Annotated in this window: 15 protein-coding genes; all 15 read right to left on the bottom strand. The window is 61.3% G+C overall.

Going from position 1 to position 20,360, the window contains the following annotated elements:
• The 15 genes from hbdH to gloB all read right to left on the bottom strand — a co-directional run bounded on the left by hbdH (position 1) and on the right by gloB (position 20,307).
• The gene (gene hbdH / locus CQ002_RS19085; protein WP_034104510.1) at positions 1–774 is read right to left on the bottom strand and encodes a 3-hydroxybutyrate dehydrogenase; all 774 of its coding nucleotides are present in this window, start codon (positions 772–774) and stop codon (positions 1–3) included.
• A gap of 7 nt (positions 775–781) precedes the next feature.
• A complete protein-coding gene (locus CQ002_RS19090; RefSeq protein WP_034104512.1) occupies positions 782–2,173 on the bottom strand; it encodes a GntP family permease in 1,392 nt (463 codons plus the stop codon).
• 284 nt (positions 2,174–2,457) lie between these two features.
• A complete protein-coding gene (locus CQ002_RS19095; protein WP_034104514.1) occupies positions 2,458–3,867 on the bottom strand; it encodes a sigma-54-dependent Fis family transcriptional regulator in 1,410 nt (469 codons plus the stop codon).
• Between the two features lie 59 nt (positions 3,868–3,926).
• Positions 3,927–5,498 (bottom strand): ABC transporter ATP-binding protein, encoded by a 1,572-nt coding sequence (locus CQ002_RS19100; protein WP_105162061.1) that lies wholly within the window; start codon positions 5,496–5,498, stop codon positions 3,927–3,929.
• A 10-nt stretch (positions 5,499–5,508) separates the two neighbouring features.
• Positions 5,509–6,531, bottom strand: coding sequence for an ABC transporter permease (locus tag CQ002_RS19105; RefSeq protein ID WP_034104518.1), 1,023 nt, complete (start codon positions 6,529–6,531; stop codon positions 5,509–5,511).
• Positions 6,531–7,592, bottom strand: a complete 1,062-nt coding sequence (locus CQ002_RS19110; protein ID WP_034104519.1) for a microcin C ABC transporter permease YejB — start codon at positions 7,590–7,592, stop codon at positions 6,531–6,533. Before CQ002_RS19110 ends, CQ002_RS19105 begins: the two co-directional genes overlap by 1 nt.
• Positions 7,592–9,451 carry an extracellular solute-binding protein gene (locus tag CQ002_RS19115; protein ID WP_105162062.1) on the bottom strand — a complete coding sequence of 620 codons (1,860 nt, stop codon included), beginning with the start codon at positions 9,449–9,451 and terminating at the stop codon, positions 7,592–7,594. The genes CQ002_RS19110 and CQ002_RS19115 overlap by 1 nt, the downstream gene beginning before the upstream one ends.
• A 130-nt stretch (positions 9,452–9,581) precedes the next feature.
• Entirely contained in the window at positions 9,582–9,863 is a 282-nt protein-coding gene (locus tag CQ002_RS19120; protein WP_003174386.1) for a peptidylprolyl isomerase, read from the bottom strand.
• A gap of 552 nt (positions 9,864–10,415) precedes the next feature.
• Positions 10,416–12,026 (bottom strand): ABC transporter ATP-binding protein, encoded by a 1,611-nt coding sequence (locus CQ002_RS19125; RefSeq protein ID WP_034104521.1) that lies wholly within the window; start codon positions 12,024–12,026, stop codon positions 10,416–10,418.
• A gap of 1 nt (position 12,027) precedes the next feature.
• The gene (locus tag CQ002_RS19130) at positions 12,028–13,047 is read right to left on the bottom strand and encodes an ABC transporter permease (protein ID WP_012723835.1); all 1,020 of its coding nucleotides are present in this window, start codon (positions 13,045–13,047) and stop codon (positions 12,028–12,030) included.
• 1 nt (position 13,048) lies between these two features.
• On the bottom strand, positions 13,049–14,125 hold the full coding sequence (locus CQ002_RS19135; RefSeq protein WP_034104524.1) for a microcin C ABC transporter permease YejB: 1,077 nt from the start codon (positions 14,123–14,125) through the stop codon (positions 13,049–13,051).
• A complete protein-coding gene (locus tag CQ002_RS19140) occupies positions 14,126–15,964 on the bottom strand; it encodes an extracellular solute-binding protein (RefSeq protein ID WP_034104526.1) in 1,839 nt (612 codons plus the stop codon). It lies immediately after the preceding gene.
• Positions 15,961–17,790: an extracellular solute-binding protein gene (locus tag CQ002_RS19145; RefSeq protein WP_069023439.1), complete on the bottom strand. Its 1,830-nt coding sequence runs from the start codon at positions 17,788–17,790 to the stop codon at positions 15,961–15,963. Before CQ002_RS19145 ends, CQ002_RS19140 begins: the two co-directional genes overlap by 4 nt.
• Before the next feature lie 235 nt (positions 17,791–18,025).
• Positions 18,026–19,441, bottom strand: a complete 1,416-nt coding sequence (locus CQ002_RS19155) for a lytic transglycosylase domain-containing protein (RefSeq protein WP_034104530.1) — start codon at positions 19,439–19,441, stop codon at positions 18,026–18,028.
• 98 nt (positions 19,442–19,539) lie between these two features.
• The gene (gene gloB / locus CQ002_RS19160) at positions 19,540–20,307 is read right to left on the bottom strand and encodes a hydroxyacylglutathione hydrolase (protein WP_034104532.1); all 768 of its coding nucleotides are present in this window, start codon (positions 20,305–20,307) and stop codon (positions 19,540–19,542) included.
• Between the last annotated feature and the right edge of the window lie 53 nt (positions 20,308–20,360).

Here is a 20,360-nt window from a genome sequence, read left to right on the forward strand (position 1 = left end):
TTACTGCGCCAACCAGCCGCCGTCGATATTCCACGCCGCGCCGCGCACCTGGCTGCCGGCTTCGCTGCACAGGAACAACACCAGTTCGCCCAATTGTGGTGGCGTCACAAATGCCAGGGACGGCTGTTTCTCCGCCAGCAAATCATGTTGCGCCTGCTGCGGGTCCACGCCGCTGGCGGCGCGATCATCAATCTGTTTCTGCACCAGCGGCGTCAGCACCCAGCCGGGACAGATGGCGTTGCAGGTGACGTTGCTGGTGGCGGTCTCCAGGCCGACCACTTTGGTCAGGCCGATCACCCCGTGCTTGGCCGCCACATACGCCGCCTTGCCCACCGAACCGACCTGGCCGTGCACCGAGGCAATATTGACGATACGCCCCCAGCCCTTGGCCTTCATCCCCGGCAAGCTCAAGCGCGTGCTGTGGAACACCGACGACAGGTTGATCGCGATGATCGAGTCCCAGCGCTCGGCGGGGAAGTCTTCCACGGCCGCCACGTGCTGGATGCCGGCGTTGTTGACGAGGATGTCGACGCCGCCGAATTCACGCTCGGCATAGGCGAACATGTCGGCGATCTGCGCCGGGTCGCTGACGTCGGCCGGATGGTGGCCGACCTTGCCGCCCAAGGCCTGCACCTGGGCAACCACTGCGCTGGCGTCGCCGAAGCCGTTGAGGATCAGGTTGGCACCGGCCTTGGCCAGGCTCAAGGCGATGCCCAGGCCAATGCCGCTGGTGGAGCCAGTGACCAGGGCGGTCTTGCCGTTCAATGTCGTCATGAAAACCTCACACAATGCCAGTGGCGTAGAAAGTACCGATCACCACGAACACCGCGAGGGTCTTGATGATCGTGATACCGAAGATGTCCTTGTAGGCTTCGCGGTGGGTCAGCCCGGTCACCGCCAGCAGCGTGATCACCGCGCCGTTGTGGGGCAGGGTGTCCATGCCGCCGCTGGCCATGGCCGCGACGCGGTGCAGCACTTCAAGCGGGATATTGGCCGCATGGGCCGCCGAAATAAAGCTTTCGGACATGGCCGCCAAGGCAATGCTCATGCCGCCCGACGCGGAGCCGGTGATACCGGCGAGCAGGGTCACGGTGATCGCTTCGTTGACCAGCGGGTTGGGAATGCCCTTGAGCCAGTCGGCCAGCACCAGGAAGCCCGGCAGCGAGGCGATCACCGCACCAAAGCCGTATTCCGACGCGGTGTTCATCGCGGCGAGCAATGCACCGCTGACCGCGCTTTTGCTGCCTTCGGCGAGCTTGCTCTTGATCGCCGAGAAACCGAACACCAGCACCACGATAATCCCCACCAGCAAAGCCGCCTGCACCGCCCAGATCGCGGTGAGCTTGGCGATCTCGGTGGTGACCGGGGTACTCATGCCCGGCAGGCTGAGGCTGTGGGTCTTGCCGTACCACTGCGGGATCCAGTGGGTGAACAGCAGGTTCATCACGCCCACCAGGATCAGCGGCGACAGCGCGATCCATGGGTTGGGCAGGGTGAGGTTCTCGGCAGTCTCCGGCTCGTTACGCAGCTCGGTGCCGTACCCTTCACCCGCACGCTGGGCCTTGTTGCGCTGGCGGGCCAGGTACAGCATGCCGGTGCAGAACACGAAGATCGTACCGATCAGGCCCAGCCATGGCGCGGCCCAGGCCGTGGTGTTGAAGAACGTGCTGGGGATGATGTTCTGGATCTGCGGCGTGCCGGGCAGGGCGTCCATGGTGAACGAGAACGCGCCAAGGGCAATGGTCGCCGGGATCAGGCGCTTGGGGATATTGCTCTGGCGGAACATCTCCGCCGCGAACGGGTACACCGCGAACACCACCACGAACAGCGACACGCCGCCATAGGTGAGCAGGGCGCAGACCAGCACGATCACCAGCATGGCCTGGCGCGTGCCGAGCAAGCGAATGGCCGCCGCCACGATCGAGCGTGAAAAGCCCGACAGCTCGATCAGCTTGCCGAACACCGCACCCAGCAGGAACACCGGGAAATACAGTTTGATGAAGCCGACCATTTTTTCCATGAACACCCCGGTAAAGGCAGGCGCGACGGCAGAAGGGTCGGTAAGCAGGACAGCGCCGAGGGCGGCGATGGGGGCAAACAGGATAACGCTATAGCCACGGTAGGCAGCCAGCATCAGCAGCGCGAGGGCTGCCAGGGCAATGATCACACTCATGGTGTGTCTCCATCGGATTGTTATTTTTGTGGGGTGACGCGGTGGGAAGGGCTATAGCGAGATGTGTGCCAACAATCCAAGTGTTTGAAATATAAGGGTTAATTATAGATTTTGGATGACAGTCATCAATTTAGTCTCTTATTTGAGACAAATGCAGATCAAATGTGGGAGCGGGCTTGCCCGCGAAGGGGGTGAGCCAGAAAGAAACGCTTTGCTGATACACCGAATTCGCGGGCAAGCCCGCTCCCACATTGGAATGTCTTTGTATGTGGAATAGTGTCTCTTTATTGAGATTGCGTAAGGTCCAACGCCACCATCTTCTTGTAGAGCGTCGAGCGGCCAAGCCCCAACCGCTTGGCCGCCTCTACGACATTCCCGTCACAGGCCCTCAAGGCCGCGCTGATCACCTGTCGATCAAACCGCTCCCGCGCCGCACTGAAACTCTCCCCCTCCACCGGCGCCATCGCGCTGCCGCGTTGCACCGGGGTGAAGGTGCCTATTGCTGCCCGAATCTCGGCGGCATTCAACACCAGGTCATCACTCAGCAACGCGGCCCGTTCCAGTACGTTGCGCAACTCGCGGATATTCCCCGGCCACGCATGCTGTGCCAGCAGTGCCAACGCCTCACGATCCAGTTCATGCTGGCTACGCAGCTCCTCCAGGATTGCCTCGCTCAACGCCGGAATGTCTTCCAGTCGCTCACGCAACGGCGGCACCTGGATCGGCAGCACATTCAGGCGGTAATACAGGTCGGCACGGAACTCGCCGCGCTTGATCGCCGCTTCCAGGTCCAGGGAGGTGGCTGCAATTACCCGTACATCGCTGTGCAGCATCTCGTTGGAGCCGACCGGCTCGAATTCCTTTTCCTGCAACACCCGCAGGAGTTTGCTTTGCAGCGGCAGTGGCATGTCGCCGATTTCATCGAGGAACAAGGTGCCGCCCTGGGCAATCTGGAATTTGCCCGGACGGCCCTTGCGGTCGGCGCCGGTAAAGGCGCCTGGTGCGGTGCCGAAAAATTCGGCTTCCAGCAGGTCGGCGGGAATGGCGGCGCTGTTGATACTCACAAAGGCCTTGTGTGCACGGCTGGAGGCGCCGTGAATCGCCTGGGCCAGCAACTCCTTGCCGGTACCGGTCTCGCCCAGCAGCAGTACCGGCGATTCAGCGCTCGCACTGCGTCGCGCCCGGCGTTTCACTTCGAGGCTGGCCGCGCTGGTGCCAATGAAATGCGCGAAGTTGTACTTGCTCTGGCGTGAGCGCAGCAACGAGCGCGTCGAAGCCAACTCTTGCTGCATGCTCAGGTAGCGTTCGATCAGTGGCGAGAGGTTGCGCAGCTCATCGAACAACGCAAACCCGATCGCCCCGATCACCGCGCCGGCCTCGTTGTGGATCGGCAAACGCATCACCACCAACGGACCTTTGGGCGTGTCCTGGATATCCAGCAGGATCGGCTGATCATTGCGCACCACCTGGCGCAACAGGCTGTTGGAGATCACGTGTTCGCAGGGTTGGCCAATGGCTTCGTCGGCGCTCTTGAGCCCGAAACGCTTGGCGTAGCGCTCGTTCATCCACACGATATTGGCGTCGCGATCGACAATCACCGTGCCTTCGCTGGACTGCTCGATGATCTCGAACAGCGACTGGATGGCCAGGCCGCGCACCTGTTGGTAGTCCTTGAGGTTATCGGTGATGTTCATGTTCAGGCTACCAACACAAATTGGACATGGATTCGCGACCCTGGTGGGAGCGGGCGTGTTTACAAGGGGATGTGCGCCGCTGCCAGCAGCTCTTTGGTGTACGGATGTTGCGGTGCATCGAACACCTCATGGCTCGCGCCGCGCTCCACCACCTTGCCGTCCTTGATCACGATCATGTCATGGGCCATGGCGCGTACCACGGCCAGGTCATGGCTGATAAACAAGTAGGTCAGGCCGTATTTGTCTTGCAGTTCACGCAGCAACGCCACCACTTGTTTCTGCACGGTGCGGTCGAGGGCCGAGGTGGGTTCGTCGAGCAGCATCAGTGCCGGCTTGAGCACCAGGGCGCGGGCGATGGCGATGCGCTGGCGCTGCCCACCGGAAAACTCGTGGGGGTAGCGGTGGCGACTGGCGGGGTCGAGGCCTACGTCCTTGAGCACCTGGATCACTTGCGCATCGCGGTCGGCCAGGCTGCACGGTGCGTGCACCTCCAGGCCTTCGCTGATGATCTGCTCTACGGTCATGCGCGGGCTGAGGCTGCCGTAAGGGTCCTGGAACACCACCTGCATCTGCTTGCGCCACGGGCGCATTTGCTGAGGGTTCAGCGGGTCGAGGGCTTCCCCCTGGAAGCGGATACTGCCGGTGGAATCCAGCAGCCGCAGGATCGCCTGGCCCAACGTGGACTTGCCGGAACCGGACTCGCCAACAATTCCCAGGGTCTTGCCGCGTTGCACGCTGAGGCTGATGCCATCTACCGCCCGCAGGTAGGTCTTGCGTCGAAACAGCCCGCCGCTGAGGGGGAATTGCACGGTGAGGTCGTCCACCTGCAGTACCGTTTCGCGCACATCGCTGCACAGCGCCTCAGCATCCGGCTCCGCATCCAGCAGCAGGCGGCTGTACGGGTGCTGCGGCGCATTGAACAGGGTCTGGCAGTCGGCCTGCTCGACAATCTCGCCGGCCCGCATCACGCACACGCGCTGGGCAATGCTGCGCACCAGGTTAAGGTCGTGGCTGATCAGCAGCAACGACATGCCCAGGCGTTCCTGCAGGGACTTGAGCAGCAGCAGGATCTTGCGCTGCACCGTCACGTCCAGCGCGGTAGTGGGTTCGTCAGCGATCAGCAGTTCCGGCTCGCACGCCAGGGCCATGGCGATCATCACGCGTTGGCGCTGGCCACCGGACAGCTGATGGGGATAGGCCTTGAGTCGCTCCTGGGGTTTCTGGATGCCCACCAGCTCGAGCAATTCGAGGATGCGCGCCTGCGCCGCCTTGCCGCCCATGCCCTTGTGCAGCAGCAGGGTTTCACCGATCTGCTTTTCGATGCTGTGCAACGGGTTGAGGGAGGTCATCGGCTCCTGGAAGATCATTGCAATGCGGTTGCCGCGCAGCTTTTGCAAGGTGGCGGCCGAAGCCCCCACCAATTCCTGGCCGCGGTACGTGATGGAACCGGTGGTTTCGGTACCGGCCTGCGGGAGCAATTGCAGGATCGAATGGGCCGTCACCGACTTGCCCGAGCCTGACTCGCCTACCAGCGCCAGGCATTCGCCGGCGCGCACGTCCAGGCACAGGTTGCGCACCACCGTCTGGCCGCTGAAGGCGACACTGAGGTCGCGGATTTCGATCAGGTTCATATGCGGTCACTCATGAGCGTGGGTCGAAGGCATCACGTAATGCCTCGCCGATAAAGACCAGCAGCGACAGGATCAGCGCCAGTGTGAAGAACGCCGTCAGGCCCAGCCATGGCGCTTGCAGGTTCTGCTTGCCCTGGGCGATCAGTTCACCCAGCGAGGCGCTGCCTGCGGGCATGCCAAAGCCGAGGAAATCCAGGGCGCTTAGCGTAGAAATCGCCCCGGTCAGGATAAACGGCAGGTAGCTCAAGGTGGCGGTCATGGCGTTGGGCAGGATATGCCGGCGAATGATCTTGCCGTCGCCCAGGCCCAATGCCCGTGCGGCCTTGACGTATTCCAGGTTGCGCCCGCGCAGGAACTCGGCGCGCACCACATCCACCAGGGCCAGCCAGGAAAACAGCGCCATGATCCCCAGCAACCACCAGAAATTCGGCTCCACGAAGCCCGACAGGATGATCAGCAGGTACAGCACCGGCAGACCGGACCACACTTCAAGCACGCGCTGGCCAATCAAGTCCACCCAGCCACCGTAATAGCCCTGCAACGCACCCGCGGCAATGCCGATGGCGGCGCTGATTGCCGTCAGTGCCAGGGCAAACAGGATCGACACCCGTGCGCCAAAGATCACCCGCGCTAGCACATCGCGCGATTGGTCATCGGTGCCCAGCCAGTTGACCGCCGAGGGCGGACTGGGGGCAGGGCGGGTCAGTTCGTAGTTGGGCGTGTCGTCGCTGAACGGGATCGGCGGGAACAGCATCCAGCCGCCGTCCTGCTTGATCAGCTTTTGCACATAGTCACTGCGGTAGTCGGCCTGGAACGGCAACTGGCCGCCGAACTGTTGCTCGGTGTAACGCTTGAACACCGGGAAATACAGTTCGTTCTTGAAGCTCAGCACCAAGGGCTTGTCATTGGCGATCAACTCGCCGCCGAGGGTCAGGATAAACAGGCCGATAAACAGCCACAGCGACCACCAGCCACGACGATTCTTCTTGAACCGCTCGAAACGCCGACGCGCCACGGGAGACAGGTTAAGCATCAGGCGTTCCTCGCGGCAAAGTCGATACGCGGGTCCACCAGGGTGTAGCAGAGGTCACCGATGAGTTTTATCAGGAGGCCGAACAGCGTGAAGATAAACAGCGAGCCGAACACCACCGGATAATCGCGGGACACCGCTGCTTCGTAGCTCATGCGGCCCAGGCCATCGAGGGAGAAGATCACCTCGATCAGCAGGGAGCCGGCAAAGAATACGGCGATGAACGCCTGGGGAATGCCCGAGATCACCAGCAACATGGCATTGCGGAATACATGCCCGTACAGCACGCGTCGTTCGCTCAAACCCTTGGCGCGCGCGGTCACCACGTACTGGCGCGTGATTTCATTGAGGAACGAGTTCTTGGTCAGGATGGTCAGCGTGGCAAAGCCGCCGATGACCAGCGAGGTGACCGGCAGTACCAAGTGCCAGAAATAGTCGGCGATCTTGCCCACGGTGCTCAACTCGTCGAAGTTCTCCGACACCAGCCCGCGTACCGGGAACCAGTTCAGCGACGTGCCGCCGGCAAAGACCACGATCAGGAACATCGCGAACAGGAACGCCGGCATGGCATAGCCGATGACGATCGCGGTGCTGCTCCATACGTCGAAGCTGCTGCCATGGCGCACCGCCTTGCGAATCCCCAGGGGGATCGACACCAGGTAGGTGATCAGCGTGGCCCACAGGCCGAGGGAAATGGTCACCGGCATTTTTTCGAGGATCAGGTCGATCACCGTCTTGCCACGAAAGAAGCTGTTGCCGAAGTCCAGCTGGGCGTAACTCTTGAGCATCAGCCACAGGCGTTCCGGCGCGGGCTTGTCGAAGCCGTACTGCTTTTCGATGTCGGCAATCAGCTTCGGGTCCAGGCCACGGCTGGCGCGGGAACCGCCGCTGATGCCCTCGCCGGATGAGCCGCCAACGCCACCGCCGCCAATCCCTTGCAGGTGGGCGATGGCTTGTTCCACCGGGCCGCCGGGGGCGGCCTGCACGATCACGAAATTCACCAGCAAGATGATCACCAGCGTCGGGATGATCAGCAGCAGGCGCCGCACGATATAGGCAAACATCAGCGCGCACCTCCGCGTTTTTTCAGCTCAGCGTTCATTTGCTCGTTCGTCAGGGGCGTGGGGCTGATTTCCCACCAGGTTTCCAGGGCTTCGTCGTTTTTGGCCTCGATGGCCGGGCGGCCGAAGCGGTTCCACCACGCGGCCGAGGTGCCGGGCGGGTAGTAATTGGGGATCCACAGGTAATTCCATTGCAGCACCCGGTCCAGCGCGTGGGCGTAGGTGAGCATCTGCGCCTGGGTGTCGGCCTTGACCAGCCCCTTGATCAGGCTGTCGACGGCCGGGTCCTTGAGCACCATGTAGTTGTTGGCGCCGGGATCAAAGGCAGCGGCTGAGCCGAAGTAGTTGTACAGCTCCATGCCGGGTGACGTGGTGACCGGGAAGCCGGTGACGATCATGTCGTAGTCGCGCGCCATCACGCGGTTCACATACTGCGAGGAGTCGATACGGCGAATATTCAGGGTGATGCCTATCTGCGCCAGGTTGCGCTTGTACGGCAGCAACAGGCGCTCCATGCCGCTCTGGGCATTGAGGAACGTAAATTCCAGCGGCTCGCCTTCGGCATTCACCAGCTTGTCACCCTCGGGTTTCCAGCCGGCTTCCTCCAGCAATGCCAGGGCTTGCAACTGCTTGTCGCGGATCATGCCGCTGCCGTCGGTGACCGGCGCCTTGAACACTTGGGTAAACACCTCGTCCGGCACTTGGCCGCGCAACGGTTCAAGAATCGCGAGTTCTTCCTGGGTCGGCGGCTGGCTGGCGGCCAGCGGGCTGTTGGAGAAGAAGCTCTGCTGGCGGATGTACATGTTTCGCATCATCTGCCGGTTGGCCCATTCGAAGTCCCACAGCATCGCCAGGGCCTGACGCACGCGGCGATCCTTGAACATCGGTTTTTGCACGTTGAATACATAGCCTTGTGCCGGTTGCGGCATCTCCTTGGCCAAGTGCGCGCGTTGCAAGCGACCGTCATCCAGGGCGGGGCCGTTGTAGCCGATGGAATACCCAGTGGCGGAAAATTCGCGGTTGAAATCGTAGGCGCCGCCGCGCAATACCTGGCGGGCCACTTCGGTGTCGCCGAAGTATTCCAGGCTCAGGTGATCGAAGTTGTAGAGGCCACGGCTGACCGGCAAGTCCTTGCCCCACCAGTTCGGGTCGCGGGTAAAGGTGATGGTGCTGCCGGAGTCGATCTTACTGACCTTGTACGGGCCGCTGCCCAGTGGCGCTTCATACCCGCCGCCGTTGGCGAAGTCGCGGGTTTTCCACCAATGCTCGGGGAACACCGGCAGGGTGGCAATATCCAGGGGCAGCGTGCGGTTTTCATTGCTGGAGAAGTCGAAGCGCACCTGGCGATCGCTTTCGACTTCGACGTGCTTGACGTCGGCGAACAGGGTGCGAAAGCGCAGGCTGCCTTGGGTCATCAACAGGTCGAAGCTATAGCGCACGTCTTCGGCGGTGATCGGCTTGCCATCGGCGAAGCGTGCCTTGGGGTTGAGGAAGAACCGCAACGACAGGCCATCGTCGGCGCGTTCCATCTTCTCGGCGACCAGGCCGTAGACCGTGTAGGGCTCGTCCAGGGAACGCTGGGCCAGGGGCGCATAGAGCCAGCCGTCGACCTGGGAAACGCCGATGCCTTTGTCGATATAGGGCAACACATGGTCAAAGCGCCCGATCTCGATGGCCGAGCGGCGCAGGCTGCCGCCCTTTGGGGCATTGGGGTTGGCGTAGTCGAAATGGGTAAAGCCGGCGGGGTACTTGGCCGGTTCGCCGTACACCGTCAGGTACGGTTGGGGCGCCGCGATCACGGCGGAGCTGGCCAGCAGTAGGGCCAGGGTCGAGCTCAGCATGTAGGAAAAAGCCAATCGCATTGTCAGCCTTGAACGCCGTATGAAAAAGAAAAGGGATTTGTACGCTAACGGCATCAGCGTCGCCAGTCATCGCATGCACAACGGCCCACCAAAAGGCGGGCCGTTGTTTATAGCATCAGCACAGACTGGATCAGTCTTGGCGGCTGGTGACTTCCAGCAGGTGGTAGCCGAACTGGGTTTTTACCGGGCCTTGCACAGTGTTGACCGGGGCGCTGAATACGACGGTGTCGAATTCCTTGACCATCTGGCCTGGACCGAACGAACCCAGGTCACCGCCTTGGCGGCTGGATGGGCAGCTGGAGTTGGCTTTGGCGACTTCTGCGAAATCAGCGCCGCCTTCGATTTGGGCTTTGAGTTCGTTGCACTTGTCTTCGGTGGACACGAGGATATGACGGGCGGTGGCTTTGGCCATGGTATGTAACTCCTTGAGTAAAAAGGGTGAGCGTACCGGATTCAGGCGGTTATTTCCTGGCAAAGTTCCGTGGGCGGGATGGCTGGTAGGTTGATTGGGGGCATATCCGTTTCTGCGGTAACGGCGGGTCACTTTGGAAAAAGCCGGAATGCCGGCCCAGCCAAAAGTCACCAAGAGGGCTCTTGCCCCAAACCCCTGTCGAATTCCGGCCAGCGAGTTTAACGGGGCGCCTAAGATCAAGATCACAAGCGCGGCGGCCTTAGAGCCGACCGGTGACTCAGCGTCGACCTCGGTCAAAGGTGGGAGCTGGCTTGCCTGCGATAGCATCTACTGGGTGTGCCTGATGTACCGAGGTGTCTGCATCGCAGGCAAGCCAGCTCCCACAGAACAGTAATCTGCGGCCCACGGATTCAAGCCTGCGTTCAGGCACACCGAGCCTAAGCGAGGTGCCGAGTGTTGGGGCAAGAGCCCTTGGGTTATTTTGGACTGAGCCGGCATTCCGGCTTTTTCCAAAGTGACCCGACGTTACGGCAGAAACGAATAGGTGCCCAGTCAACCGCCAACAACAGGCACCAAAAACGCCGCTTCCAGCAACTGTCGCGTATACCCATGCTGTGGCGCAGCAAATATCCCCGCCGCATCCCCCTGTTCCACCACCTGCCCATGTTTCACCACCATCAACTGATGGCTCAACGCCTTGACCACCGCCAAGTCATGGCTGATAAACAGATAGGTCAAGTTGTACTTGGCCTGCAAACTACGCAACAACTCCACCACCTGCCGCTGCACCGTGCGATCCAGCGCGGACGTCGGCTCATCCAGCAAAATCAGGCGCGGTTTAAGCACCAGCGCCCGGGCAATGGCAATGCGCTGGCGCTGGCCACCCGAAAACTCATGCGGGTAGCGGTGCCGCGATTCCGGATCCAACCCCACTTCCTTGAGCGCCGCAATAATCGCCGCTTCTTGCTCGGCCGGCGTGCCCATCTTGTGGATACGCAACCCTTCACCGACGATCTCGCTGACACACATCCGCGGGCTCAAGCTGCCGAACGGATCCTGGAACACCACCTGCATTTCCCGACGCAACGGGCGTACCTGCTGCTGGGTGAGACGATCCAGTTGCTGGCCTTCAAACCGAATCCCGCCCTTGCTGGCGATCAGTCGCAAAATCGCCAGGCCCAAGGTGGATTTGCCCGAGCCACTTTCGCCGACGATGCCCAGGGTTTGTCCCTGGGGCAGGCTGAAGTTGATGCCGTCCACTGCCTTGACGTAATCGACAGTGTTGCGCAAAAAGCCCTTCTTGATCGGGAACCACACTTTCAGGTCATCGACTTCCAGCAACGGCGGGCCGATCACGTTGGTTGCCGGGCCGCCGCTGGGCTCCGCCGCCAACAGCTCCTGGGTGTACGGATGCTGGGGCGACTGGAACAGCGTTTCGCAATCGGCTTGCTCGACAATGCAACCCTTTTGCATCACACACACGCGGTGGGCGATGCGTCGCACCAGGTTCAAGTCGTGGCTGATCAGCAGCAGTGCCATGCCCAGGCGCGCCTGCAATTCCTTGAGCAATTCCAGGATCTTCAACTGCACCGTCACATCGAGCGCCGTGGTGGGCTCATCGGCGATCAGCAATTCCGGCTCATTGGCCAATGCCATGGCAATCATCACTCGCTGGCGCTGGCCGCCGGACAGTTCATGGGGCAAGGCCTTGAGGCGCTTGTGCGGCTCGGGAATGCCCACCAGTTCGAGCAACTCCAGGGTGCGCTGGGTGGCCACCTTGCCGGTGAGCCCCTTGTGCAGGCCCAGCACTTCGTTGATCTGCTTCTCGATGTTGTGCAGCGGGTTGAGCGAGGTCATCGGCTCCTGGAAGATCATCGCAATGCGGTTGCCGCGAATGTGGCGCAGGGTTTTTTCTTTCAGCGTCAGCAGGTCCTGCCCGGCATAGTTGATGGTGCCGGAGGGGTGTCGCGCCAGGGGGTAGGGCAGCAGGCGCAGGATCGAGTGGGCGGTCACCGATTTGCCGGAGCCGCTTTCACCGACCAGGGCCAGGGTTTCGCCGCGCTTGATATCGAAGCTGACGTTGTTCACCACGCGATGGTGATGGTCGCCCGTGACGAACTCGACGGAGAGGTCGCGGACTTCGATCAGATTGTCCTGATTCATCTCATTTCCTCGGGTCGAAGGCATCGCGAGCGGACTCGCCGATAAACACCAGTAAACTCAACATGATCGCCAGCACGGCAAAGGCACTCATGCCCAGCCACGGGGCTTGCAGGTTGGATTTGCCTTGGGCCACCAATTCCCCCAGCGACGGCGAACCGGCCGGCAGGCCAAAGCCGAGGAAGTCCAGGGCGGTGAGCGTGCCGATGGCGCCGGTGAGAATGAACGGCATGAAGGTCATGGTCGAGACCATCGCATTGGGCAGGATATGCCGGAACATGATCGCGCCGTTCTGCATGCCTAATGCCCGGGCGGCGCGTACGTATTCCAGGTTGCGCCCGCGCAGGAACTCGGCACGCACCACGTCCACCAGGCTCATCCAGGAAAACAGCAGCATGATCCCCAGCAACCACCAGAAGTTGGGCTGCACGAAGCTGGCGAGGATGATCAACAGGTACAACACCGGCAGGCCGGACCAGATCTCCAGGAAGCGCTGTCCGGCCAGGTCGACCCAGCCGCCGTAGAACCCCTGCAAGGCCCCGGCGATCACGCCGATGATCGAGCTGAGCACGGTAAGGGTGAGGGCAAACAGCACCGACACGCGAAACCCGTAGATCACCCGCGCCAGCACATCGCGGCCCTGGTCATCGGTACCCAGCAAATTCACTGAAGAGGGCGGCGCGGGGGCGGGCACCTTGAGGTCATAGTTGATGCTTTGGTAGCTGAACGGGATCGGCGCCCACAAGGTCCAGGCATCCTTGGCCTTGAGCAGTTCCTGGATATACGGGCTCTTGTAGTTGGCCTCCAGCGGGAATTCACCGCCAAAGGTGGTCTCCGGGTAGCGCTTGAGCGCCGGGAAGTACCAGCCACCGTCGTAGTGCACGGCCAGCGGCTTATCGTTGGCGATCAGCTCGGCGCCCAGGCTCAGCACGAACAGGATCAGGAACAGCCACAGCGACCACCAGCCGCGCTTGTTGGCCTTGAACCGCTCGAACCGGCGGCGATTGAGGGGGGACAGGTTCATCTCAATGCTCCCGGCTGGCAAAGTCGATACGCGGATCGACCAGGGTGTAGGTGAGGTCGCCGATCAGTTTCACGATCAGCCCCAGCAGGGTGAAGATAAACAGCGTGCCGAACACCACCGGGTAGTCCCGGTTGATCGCCGCTTCAAAGCTCATCAGCCCCAGGCCGTCGAGGGAGAAGATCACCTCCACCAGCAACGAGCCGGTGAAGAAGATGCCGATGAACGCCGAGGGGAAACCGGCGATTACCAACAGCATCGCGTTGCGGAACACATGGCCGTACAGCACGCGGTGGTTGGTCAGGCCCTTGGCTTTGGCCGTGATCACGTATTGCTTGTTGATCTCGTCGAGAAAGCTGTTTTTGGTCAGCAGGGTCATGGTCGCGAAGTTGCCGATCACCAGCGCTGTGATTGGCAGCGCCAGGTGCCAGAAGTAATCGAGGATCTTGCCGCCCCAGCTCAGCTCGTCGAAGTTGTTCGACGTGAGCCCACGCAAAGGGAACCAGTCGAAATAACTGCCCCCGGCAAACACCACGATCAGCAGGATCGCAAACAGGAACGCCGGGATCGCGTAGCCGACGATGATTGCCGAACTGGTCCACACGTCGAAATGGCTGCCGTGGCGCGTGGCCTTGGCGATCCCCAGGGGGATCGACACCAGGTACATGATCAGCGTGCTCCATAACCCGAGGGAGATGGACACCGGCATCTTTTCCTTGATCAGGTCGATGACTTTGGCATCACGGAAGAAGCTGTCGCCAAAATCCAGTTGGGCGTAGTTCTTGACCATGATCCACAAACGTTCCGGCGCCGATTTGTCGAAGCCGTACATCTTCTCGATTTCCTTGATCAGCGCCGGGTCCAGGCCCTGGGCGCCGCGGTAGCTGCTGGAACCGGCGACCGAGACTTCGGCACCACCGCCGGCAATGCGGCTGGTGGCCCCTTCAAAGCCTTCGAGCTTGGCGATCATCTGTTCCACCGGGCCACCGGGGGCGGCCTGGATGATGACGAAGTTGATCAGCAGGATCCCGAACAGCGTGGGAATGATCAGCAGCAGGCGGCGAAAGATATAGGCCAGCATTTAATCGCCTCCGCTCGCCGGGTCGGCGGTCTGGGTGGTGTCGAGTGAGACTGCCGGTTTGGCGTCGGGTTTGGCCCACCAGGTGGCGGTGCCGACATCGTAGCGCGGCGGGACTTTGGGGTGGCCCAGGTGGTCCCAGTACGCCACGCGGAAGGTCTTGATGTGCCAGTTCGGGATCACGTAGTAGCCGAACTGCAATACGCGGTCCAAGGCCTTGGCATGCGCTACCAGGCTTTTGCGCGAATCGGCGTCGATCAGCTCTTCCACCAGTTGGTCGATGGCCGGGTCCTTGAGGCCCATGTAATTGCGGCTGCCTGGTTTGTCGGCGCTGGAGGACTTCCAGAATTCCCGTTGTTCGTTACCCGGTGAGGTCGACTGCGGAAAGCTGCCCACCAGCATGTCGAAGTCCCGCGAGCGAATGCGGTTGACGAATTGCGAGACGTCAACCCGGCGGATCACCAAGTCAATGCCCAGGTCGGCCAGGTTGCGCTTGAACGGCAGCAGGATGCGTTCGAACTCGGTCTGGGCCAGCAGGAACTCGATTTTCACCGGCTTGCCGGTGGTGTCGACCATCTTGTCATCGACGATGCGCCAGCCGGCTTCCTGCAGCAGTTGATAGGCTTCGCGTTGCTGGGTGCGGATCATGCCGCTGCCGTCGGTCTTGGCCGGTTCGAAGGCCTGGGTGAAGACTTCGGGCGGGATCTTGTCGCGCAGCGGCTCGAGGATCTTCAGCTCGTCCGGGCCGGGCAGGCCGGTGGCGGCCATCTCCGAGTTTTCGAAGTAACTGCGGGTGCGGGTATAGGCGCCGTTGAACAGTTGCTTGTTGCTCCACTCGAAATCCAGCAACAGGCTGATGGCCTTGCGCACGCGCACGTCCTGGAACATCGGTTTGCGCATGTTGAACACGAAGCCCTGCATCCCGGTCGGGTTGCCGTTGGGGATTTCTTCCTTGATCAGGCGGCCTTCGGTCACGGCGGGAATGTTGTAGGCATTGGCCCAGTTCTTCGCGCTGAATTCCAGCCAGTAGTCGAACTGCCCGGCCTTCAAGGCTTCCAGTGACACGGTGCTGTCGCGGTAATAGTCGGTAATGCGGTTGTCGAAGTTGTAGAAGCCCTTGGCGACCGGCAGGTCCTTGGCCCAATAATCCTTGACCCGCTCGTAGCGGATCATGCGCCCGGCCTTCACCTCGGCGACCTTGTACGGCCCGCTGCCCAGCGGTACTTCGAGGTTGCCCTTGGCGAAGTCGCGGGTGGCCCACCAATGCTTGGGCAATACCGGCAGTTGCCCAAGGATCAGCGGCAGTTCGCGGTTGTTGGTGCGCTTGAACTTGAACAGCACCTTCAGCGGGTCTTCGGCTACCACTTCGTCGACGTCGGCGTAATAGGTGCGGTAGATCGGCGAGCCTTCCTTGATCAGTTCCTGGAAGGTGAACACCACGTCTTCGGCGCGGATCGGGTGACCATCATGGAAGCGCGCTTCGGGGCGCAGGTAGAAGCGCACCCAGCTGTTGTCCGGGGCTTTTTCGATCTTGCCGGCGACCAGGCCGTATTCGGTGATGGGTTCATCCAGGCTTTGCATGGCCAGGGTGTCGTAGATCAGGCCGAGGTTGTCGGCCGGTACGCCCTTGCTGATGTAGGGGTTGAGGCTGTCGAACCCGCCCATGGCCGACTCGCGGAATGTGCCGCCCTTGGGCGCATCCGGGTTGACGTAGTCGAAGTGCTTGAAGTCGGCGGGGTATTTCGGCGGTTCGTTGTACAGCGTCAGCGCATGTTGCGGGGCGGCTTGGGCCACGGTGCACAGCAGCAGGCTGCCGAGCAGGGCAGTACGCAAATACATCATTGGGCTTTCTCCGAAGCTTTCAGCCACCATGCACTCAGGCCCAGGCTGTAGGGCGGCGTGGTGACAAAGGCGAACCGGTTGCGGTACGCCAGGCGATGATAGTTGAGGTACCAATTGGGAATGCTGTAGTGCTGCCACAGCAGCACCCGGTCCAGGGCACGGCCGGCCGCCAGTTGCTCCTCGCGGGTCTTGGCTGCCAGCAGTTGTTCGAGCAGGTGGTCGACAATCGGGTTGGCGATGCCTGCGTAGTTCTTGCTGCCTTTGATCGCGGCCTGGCTGGAGTGGAAGTACTGCCACTGCTCAAGGCCCGGGCTCAAGGTCTGGTTGAGGGTGATCAGGATCATGTCGAAGTCGAACTGATCCAGGCGCTGCTTGTACTGGGCGCGGTCGACGGTACGCAGGCGCGCGTCGATGCCAATGCTGATCAGGTTTTCGACGTAGGGTTGCAGGATGCGCTCCAGGTTCGGGTTGACCAGCAGGATCTCGAAGCGCAGCGGTTGGCCGTCCTTGTTGAGCAGCCGTTGGCCCGACAGTTTCCAGCCCGCTTCGCCGAGCAAGGCCAGGGCATTGCGCATGGTCTCGCGGGGAATGCCACGCCCGTCGGTCTGGGGCAGGCTGAAGGGTTGGGTAAACAGGTTGGCCGGCAATTGCTCGCGAAAGGGCGAGAGCATCAGCCATTCATGGCCGGTTGGAACGCCGGTCGCGGAGAATTCGCTGTTGGGGTAATAGCTCAAGGTGCGTTTGTAGGCGCTGCTGAACAGCGTGCGGTTGGTCCATTCGAAGTCGAACATCAGCCCCAGGGCTTCGCGTACCTTGGTCTGGCTGAAGGTCGGCCGCCGCGTGTTCATGAACAGGCCCTGGCTCTGGGTAGGAATCTGGTGGGCGATCTGCGCCTTGATCACCTCACCCCGGTTCACCGCCGGGAAGTTGTAGCCATTCGCCCAGTTCTTGGCCTGGTGTTCGATATAGATATCAAATTCACCGGCCTTGAAGGCTTCGAAGGCCACATCGCTGTCGCGGTAGAACTCCACCTCGACCTTGTCGTAGTTGTAGAAACCCTGGTTGACCGGCAGGTCCTTGCCCCAGTAGTCCTTGACGCGTTCGAACACCAGTTGCCGACCAGGACTGACCTTGGTGATGCGGTATGGCCCGCTGCCCAAGGGCGGTTCGAAGGTAGTGGCCTTGAAGTCGCGGTTTTTCCAATAGTGCTGGGGCAACACCGGCAGCTCGCCCAGGCGCAGGATCAGCAACGGGTTGCCGGCACGCTTGAACACGAAGCGAATGCGGTGACGGTTGAGGATATCCACGCGCGCCACTTCCTGCAGGTTGGTGCGGTATTGCGGATGGCCTTCGGTCAGCAGGGTGCGATAGGAAAATGCCACGTCATAGGCGGTGATCGGCTTGCCATCGTGGAAACGGGCTTCCGGGCGCAGGTTGAATACCACCCAACTGCGGTCTTCGCTGTATTCCACCGATTGGGCGATCAGCCCATAACTGGAGGTAGGCTCATCGCCAGAGGGCGCGTAGAGCCCCGTGCCGACCATCAACGGCTCATTCAGCTCATTGACGCCGTATTGCAGGAAGTTGGGGGTGGAGACCGGGCTGGAGCCCTTGAACGTGTAGGGGTTGAGGGTATCGAAGGTGCCAAAGGCCATGACCCGCAAGGTCCCGCCTTTCGGCGCTGCAGGGTTTACCCAATCGAAGTGGGTGAATTTGGCCGGGTACTTGAGCCTGCCGAACTGCGTATAACCGTGGCTCTCGGTAATCGTCGCGTTCGCCGCAAAGCTCAAGGCCAGACTTATTAGTAGAAGGAGGGGATGCTTCAAGTCAGGGATCCGATCCAGGCAGCTTGGGCTTTATGATCGGTACAGTAACAGCTTGTTCCGGTTGGAAAAAGGCCGTTGGGAAGGCCCTGCCGAGGGCTGGTGCGGTATTGGAGGGGGTGGCGATCAAATGGGGGCGCTGGCTTGCCTGCAATAGCCTCGGCTCGGTATCACTGATACACCGAGGCGTTTGCATCGCAGGCAAGCCAGCTGCCACGCAGGCTCGCTTTTACCCGGCTTATCGTGGCCCGGAAACCACCAGCATCTGCCCAGGCTTGAGCGCCTGGCCAGTACGCGGGTTCCAGCGCTTGAGATGTTGCATCTCGACATTGAAGCGCTTGGCGACGATGTACAGCGAGTCGCCTTTCTTGACCTTGTATTGCACCGGCTTCTTGCTGTCAGCCTTGGCCACGAGCTTGCGCGTGTCCTGCATCACCAGGGTCTGGCCGACCTTGAGGGCCTGGCCGTTGAGCTTGTTCCAGCGCTGCAGGTCATGCACGTCGACCTTGTTGGCCTTGGCGATCAGCGTCAGGTTGTCGCCACTGCGCACTTTATAACTGCGGGTACGCCCGGCAACGCGCGCGGTCTCGACTTCGTCGAACACCTGCTTTTTGGGGCGCATCGCCAGTAACTCTTCCGGCTTCATCGTCGAAAGGGTGCTGGTGAGCAGCTGTGCCTTGGAACTTGGCACCAGCAAATGCTGGGGACCGTCCAGGGTGGTGCGTTGTTTCAGCGCCGGGTTGAGCTGGAACAGCTCGTCTTCGTCGATCTCGGCCAGCGCGGCGACCCGCGACAGGTCCATGCTTTGCTTGACTTCAACCACTTCGAAATACGGCGTGTTGGCAATCGGGTTCAGGTTGACGCCATAGGCCTCGGGCGCCAGCACCACCTGGGACAGCGCCAGGAACTTGGGCACGTAGTCCTTGGTTTCCTGGGGCAGGGGCAGGTTCCAGTAGTCGGTCGGCAGGCCAAGCTTCTCGTTGCGCTCGATCGCCCGGCTCACCGTGCCTTCGCCGGCGTTATAGGCGGCGAGCGCCAGCAACCAGTCACCGTTGAACATGTCGTGCAGGCGGGTCAGGTAGTCGAGGGCAGCGGTGGTGGAGGCGGTGATGTCGCGTCGGCCGTCGTAGGCGCGGGTCTGGCGCAGGTTGAAGTAGCGCCCGGTGGAGGGGATGAACTGCCACAAACCGACCGCATCGCTGCGCGAATAGGCCATCGGGTTGTAGGCGCTTTCTATCACTGGCAGCAGCGCCAGCTCCAGGGGCATGTTGCGTTCTTCAAGGCGTTCGACGATGTAGTGTATGTAGAGGCTGCCGCGTTCTCCGGCGTTCTCCAGGAAGGAAGGGTTGCTGGCGAACCACAATCGCTGTTGCTCGATTCGCGGGTTGACGCCTACGCCTTCCTGTAATTGAAAGCCCCGTCGCATGCGTTCCCAGACATCCTGGGGCGCTTCGGGAGTGGGCTTCTCTGAAAGCCAGATGACCGGCTTCTGCTTGATCTTGGCGTTAAGGTTAGGCTTGGGTTGCACGGTGGATTGTGCGGTGAAATTGGTTGATTGGCAGCCCGCCAGCGTGGCGGACACAGCCACCGCCACAGCTTGAGCCAGGCGGGTCAATGCGTCTGAATGGTTGGATTTACGAATAGATGACGACATTGGCTGGAAGTAAGTTCCGGGCAAAAATGTCGGGCGATTCTAGAAACCCGTTTGGTTCCGGTCAACCATTCAGAAAATACGTATCAGATCGCTTCCGCTTAGAACTTATCTTTCCAAGCCCTCAGGCTAGCAAACACCTCGGCCCCAGAGCGGTTGTCGCGGCCATTCCGTTCGTCCGCTTTTTGTTTAACGGATGTTTCAGAGGTGCGCAGAAAAGGGTTGGTCAGCCGTTCCAAGGCCAGGTTGGAAGGCAGCGTGATCTCGCCACGGGCCCGGAGTTGGCGGACGCTTTCCATCCGTTCGGCGATATCGGCGTTGTCCGGTTCCACCGCCTGGGCGAACGTGAGGTTACTTTGGGTGTACTCGTGGGTGCAGTACACCAGGGTGTCGGCGGGCAGGGCGGCCAACCGTTCGAGGGAGGCGTACATCTGTTCCGGCGTGCCTTCGAACAGGCGACCGCAACCGGCGGCGAACAGGGTGTCGCCGCAAAACAGGACGCCCTGGTGATAAAAGGCAATATGGCCCAGGGTGTGGCCGGGCACCGTATAAATGTCGAAGTCCCAGCCGAGCACCGTGATGCGGTCGTTGTCGTTCAACGCCACGTCGCGTGCCGGGATCTTCTCGCCGGCCGGGCCGTAGACCTTGGCGTCGGTCACGCCTTTGAGCTGTTCGACACCGCCGACGTGATCATGGTGGTGGTGGGTGATGAGGATATCGCTGAGGCGCCAGCCAGGGTTCTGCTTGAGCCAGGCCAGCACAGGTGCCGCGTCGCCGGGGTCGACCACGGCGCAGCGTTGGGTGCTTGGGTCCTGTAACAACCAGATGTAGTTATCGGTGAAGGCGGGCAGGGCACTGATCTGTATCATTCTTCGATTCGCCAAGCTGAACACATTGGTGCATCTTAGAACGTCTAGGCGAG

The sequence above is a fragment of the Pseudomonas sp. MYb13 genome (genome assembly GCF_002980075.1).
Taxonomy (GTDB): domain Bacteria; phylum Pseudomonadota; class Gammaproteobacteria; order Pseudomonadales; family Pseudomonadaceae; genus Aquipseudomonas; species Aquipseudomonas lurida.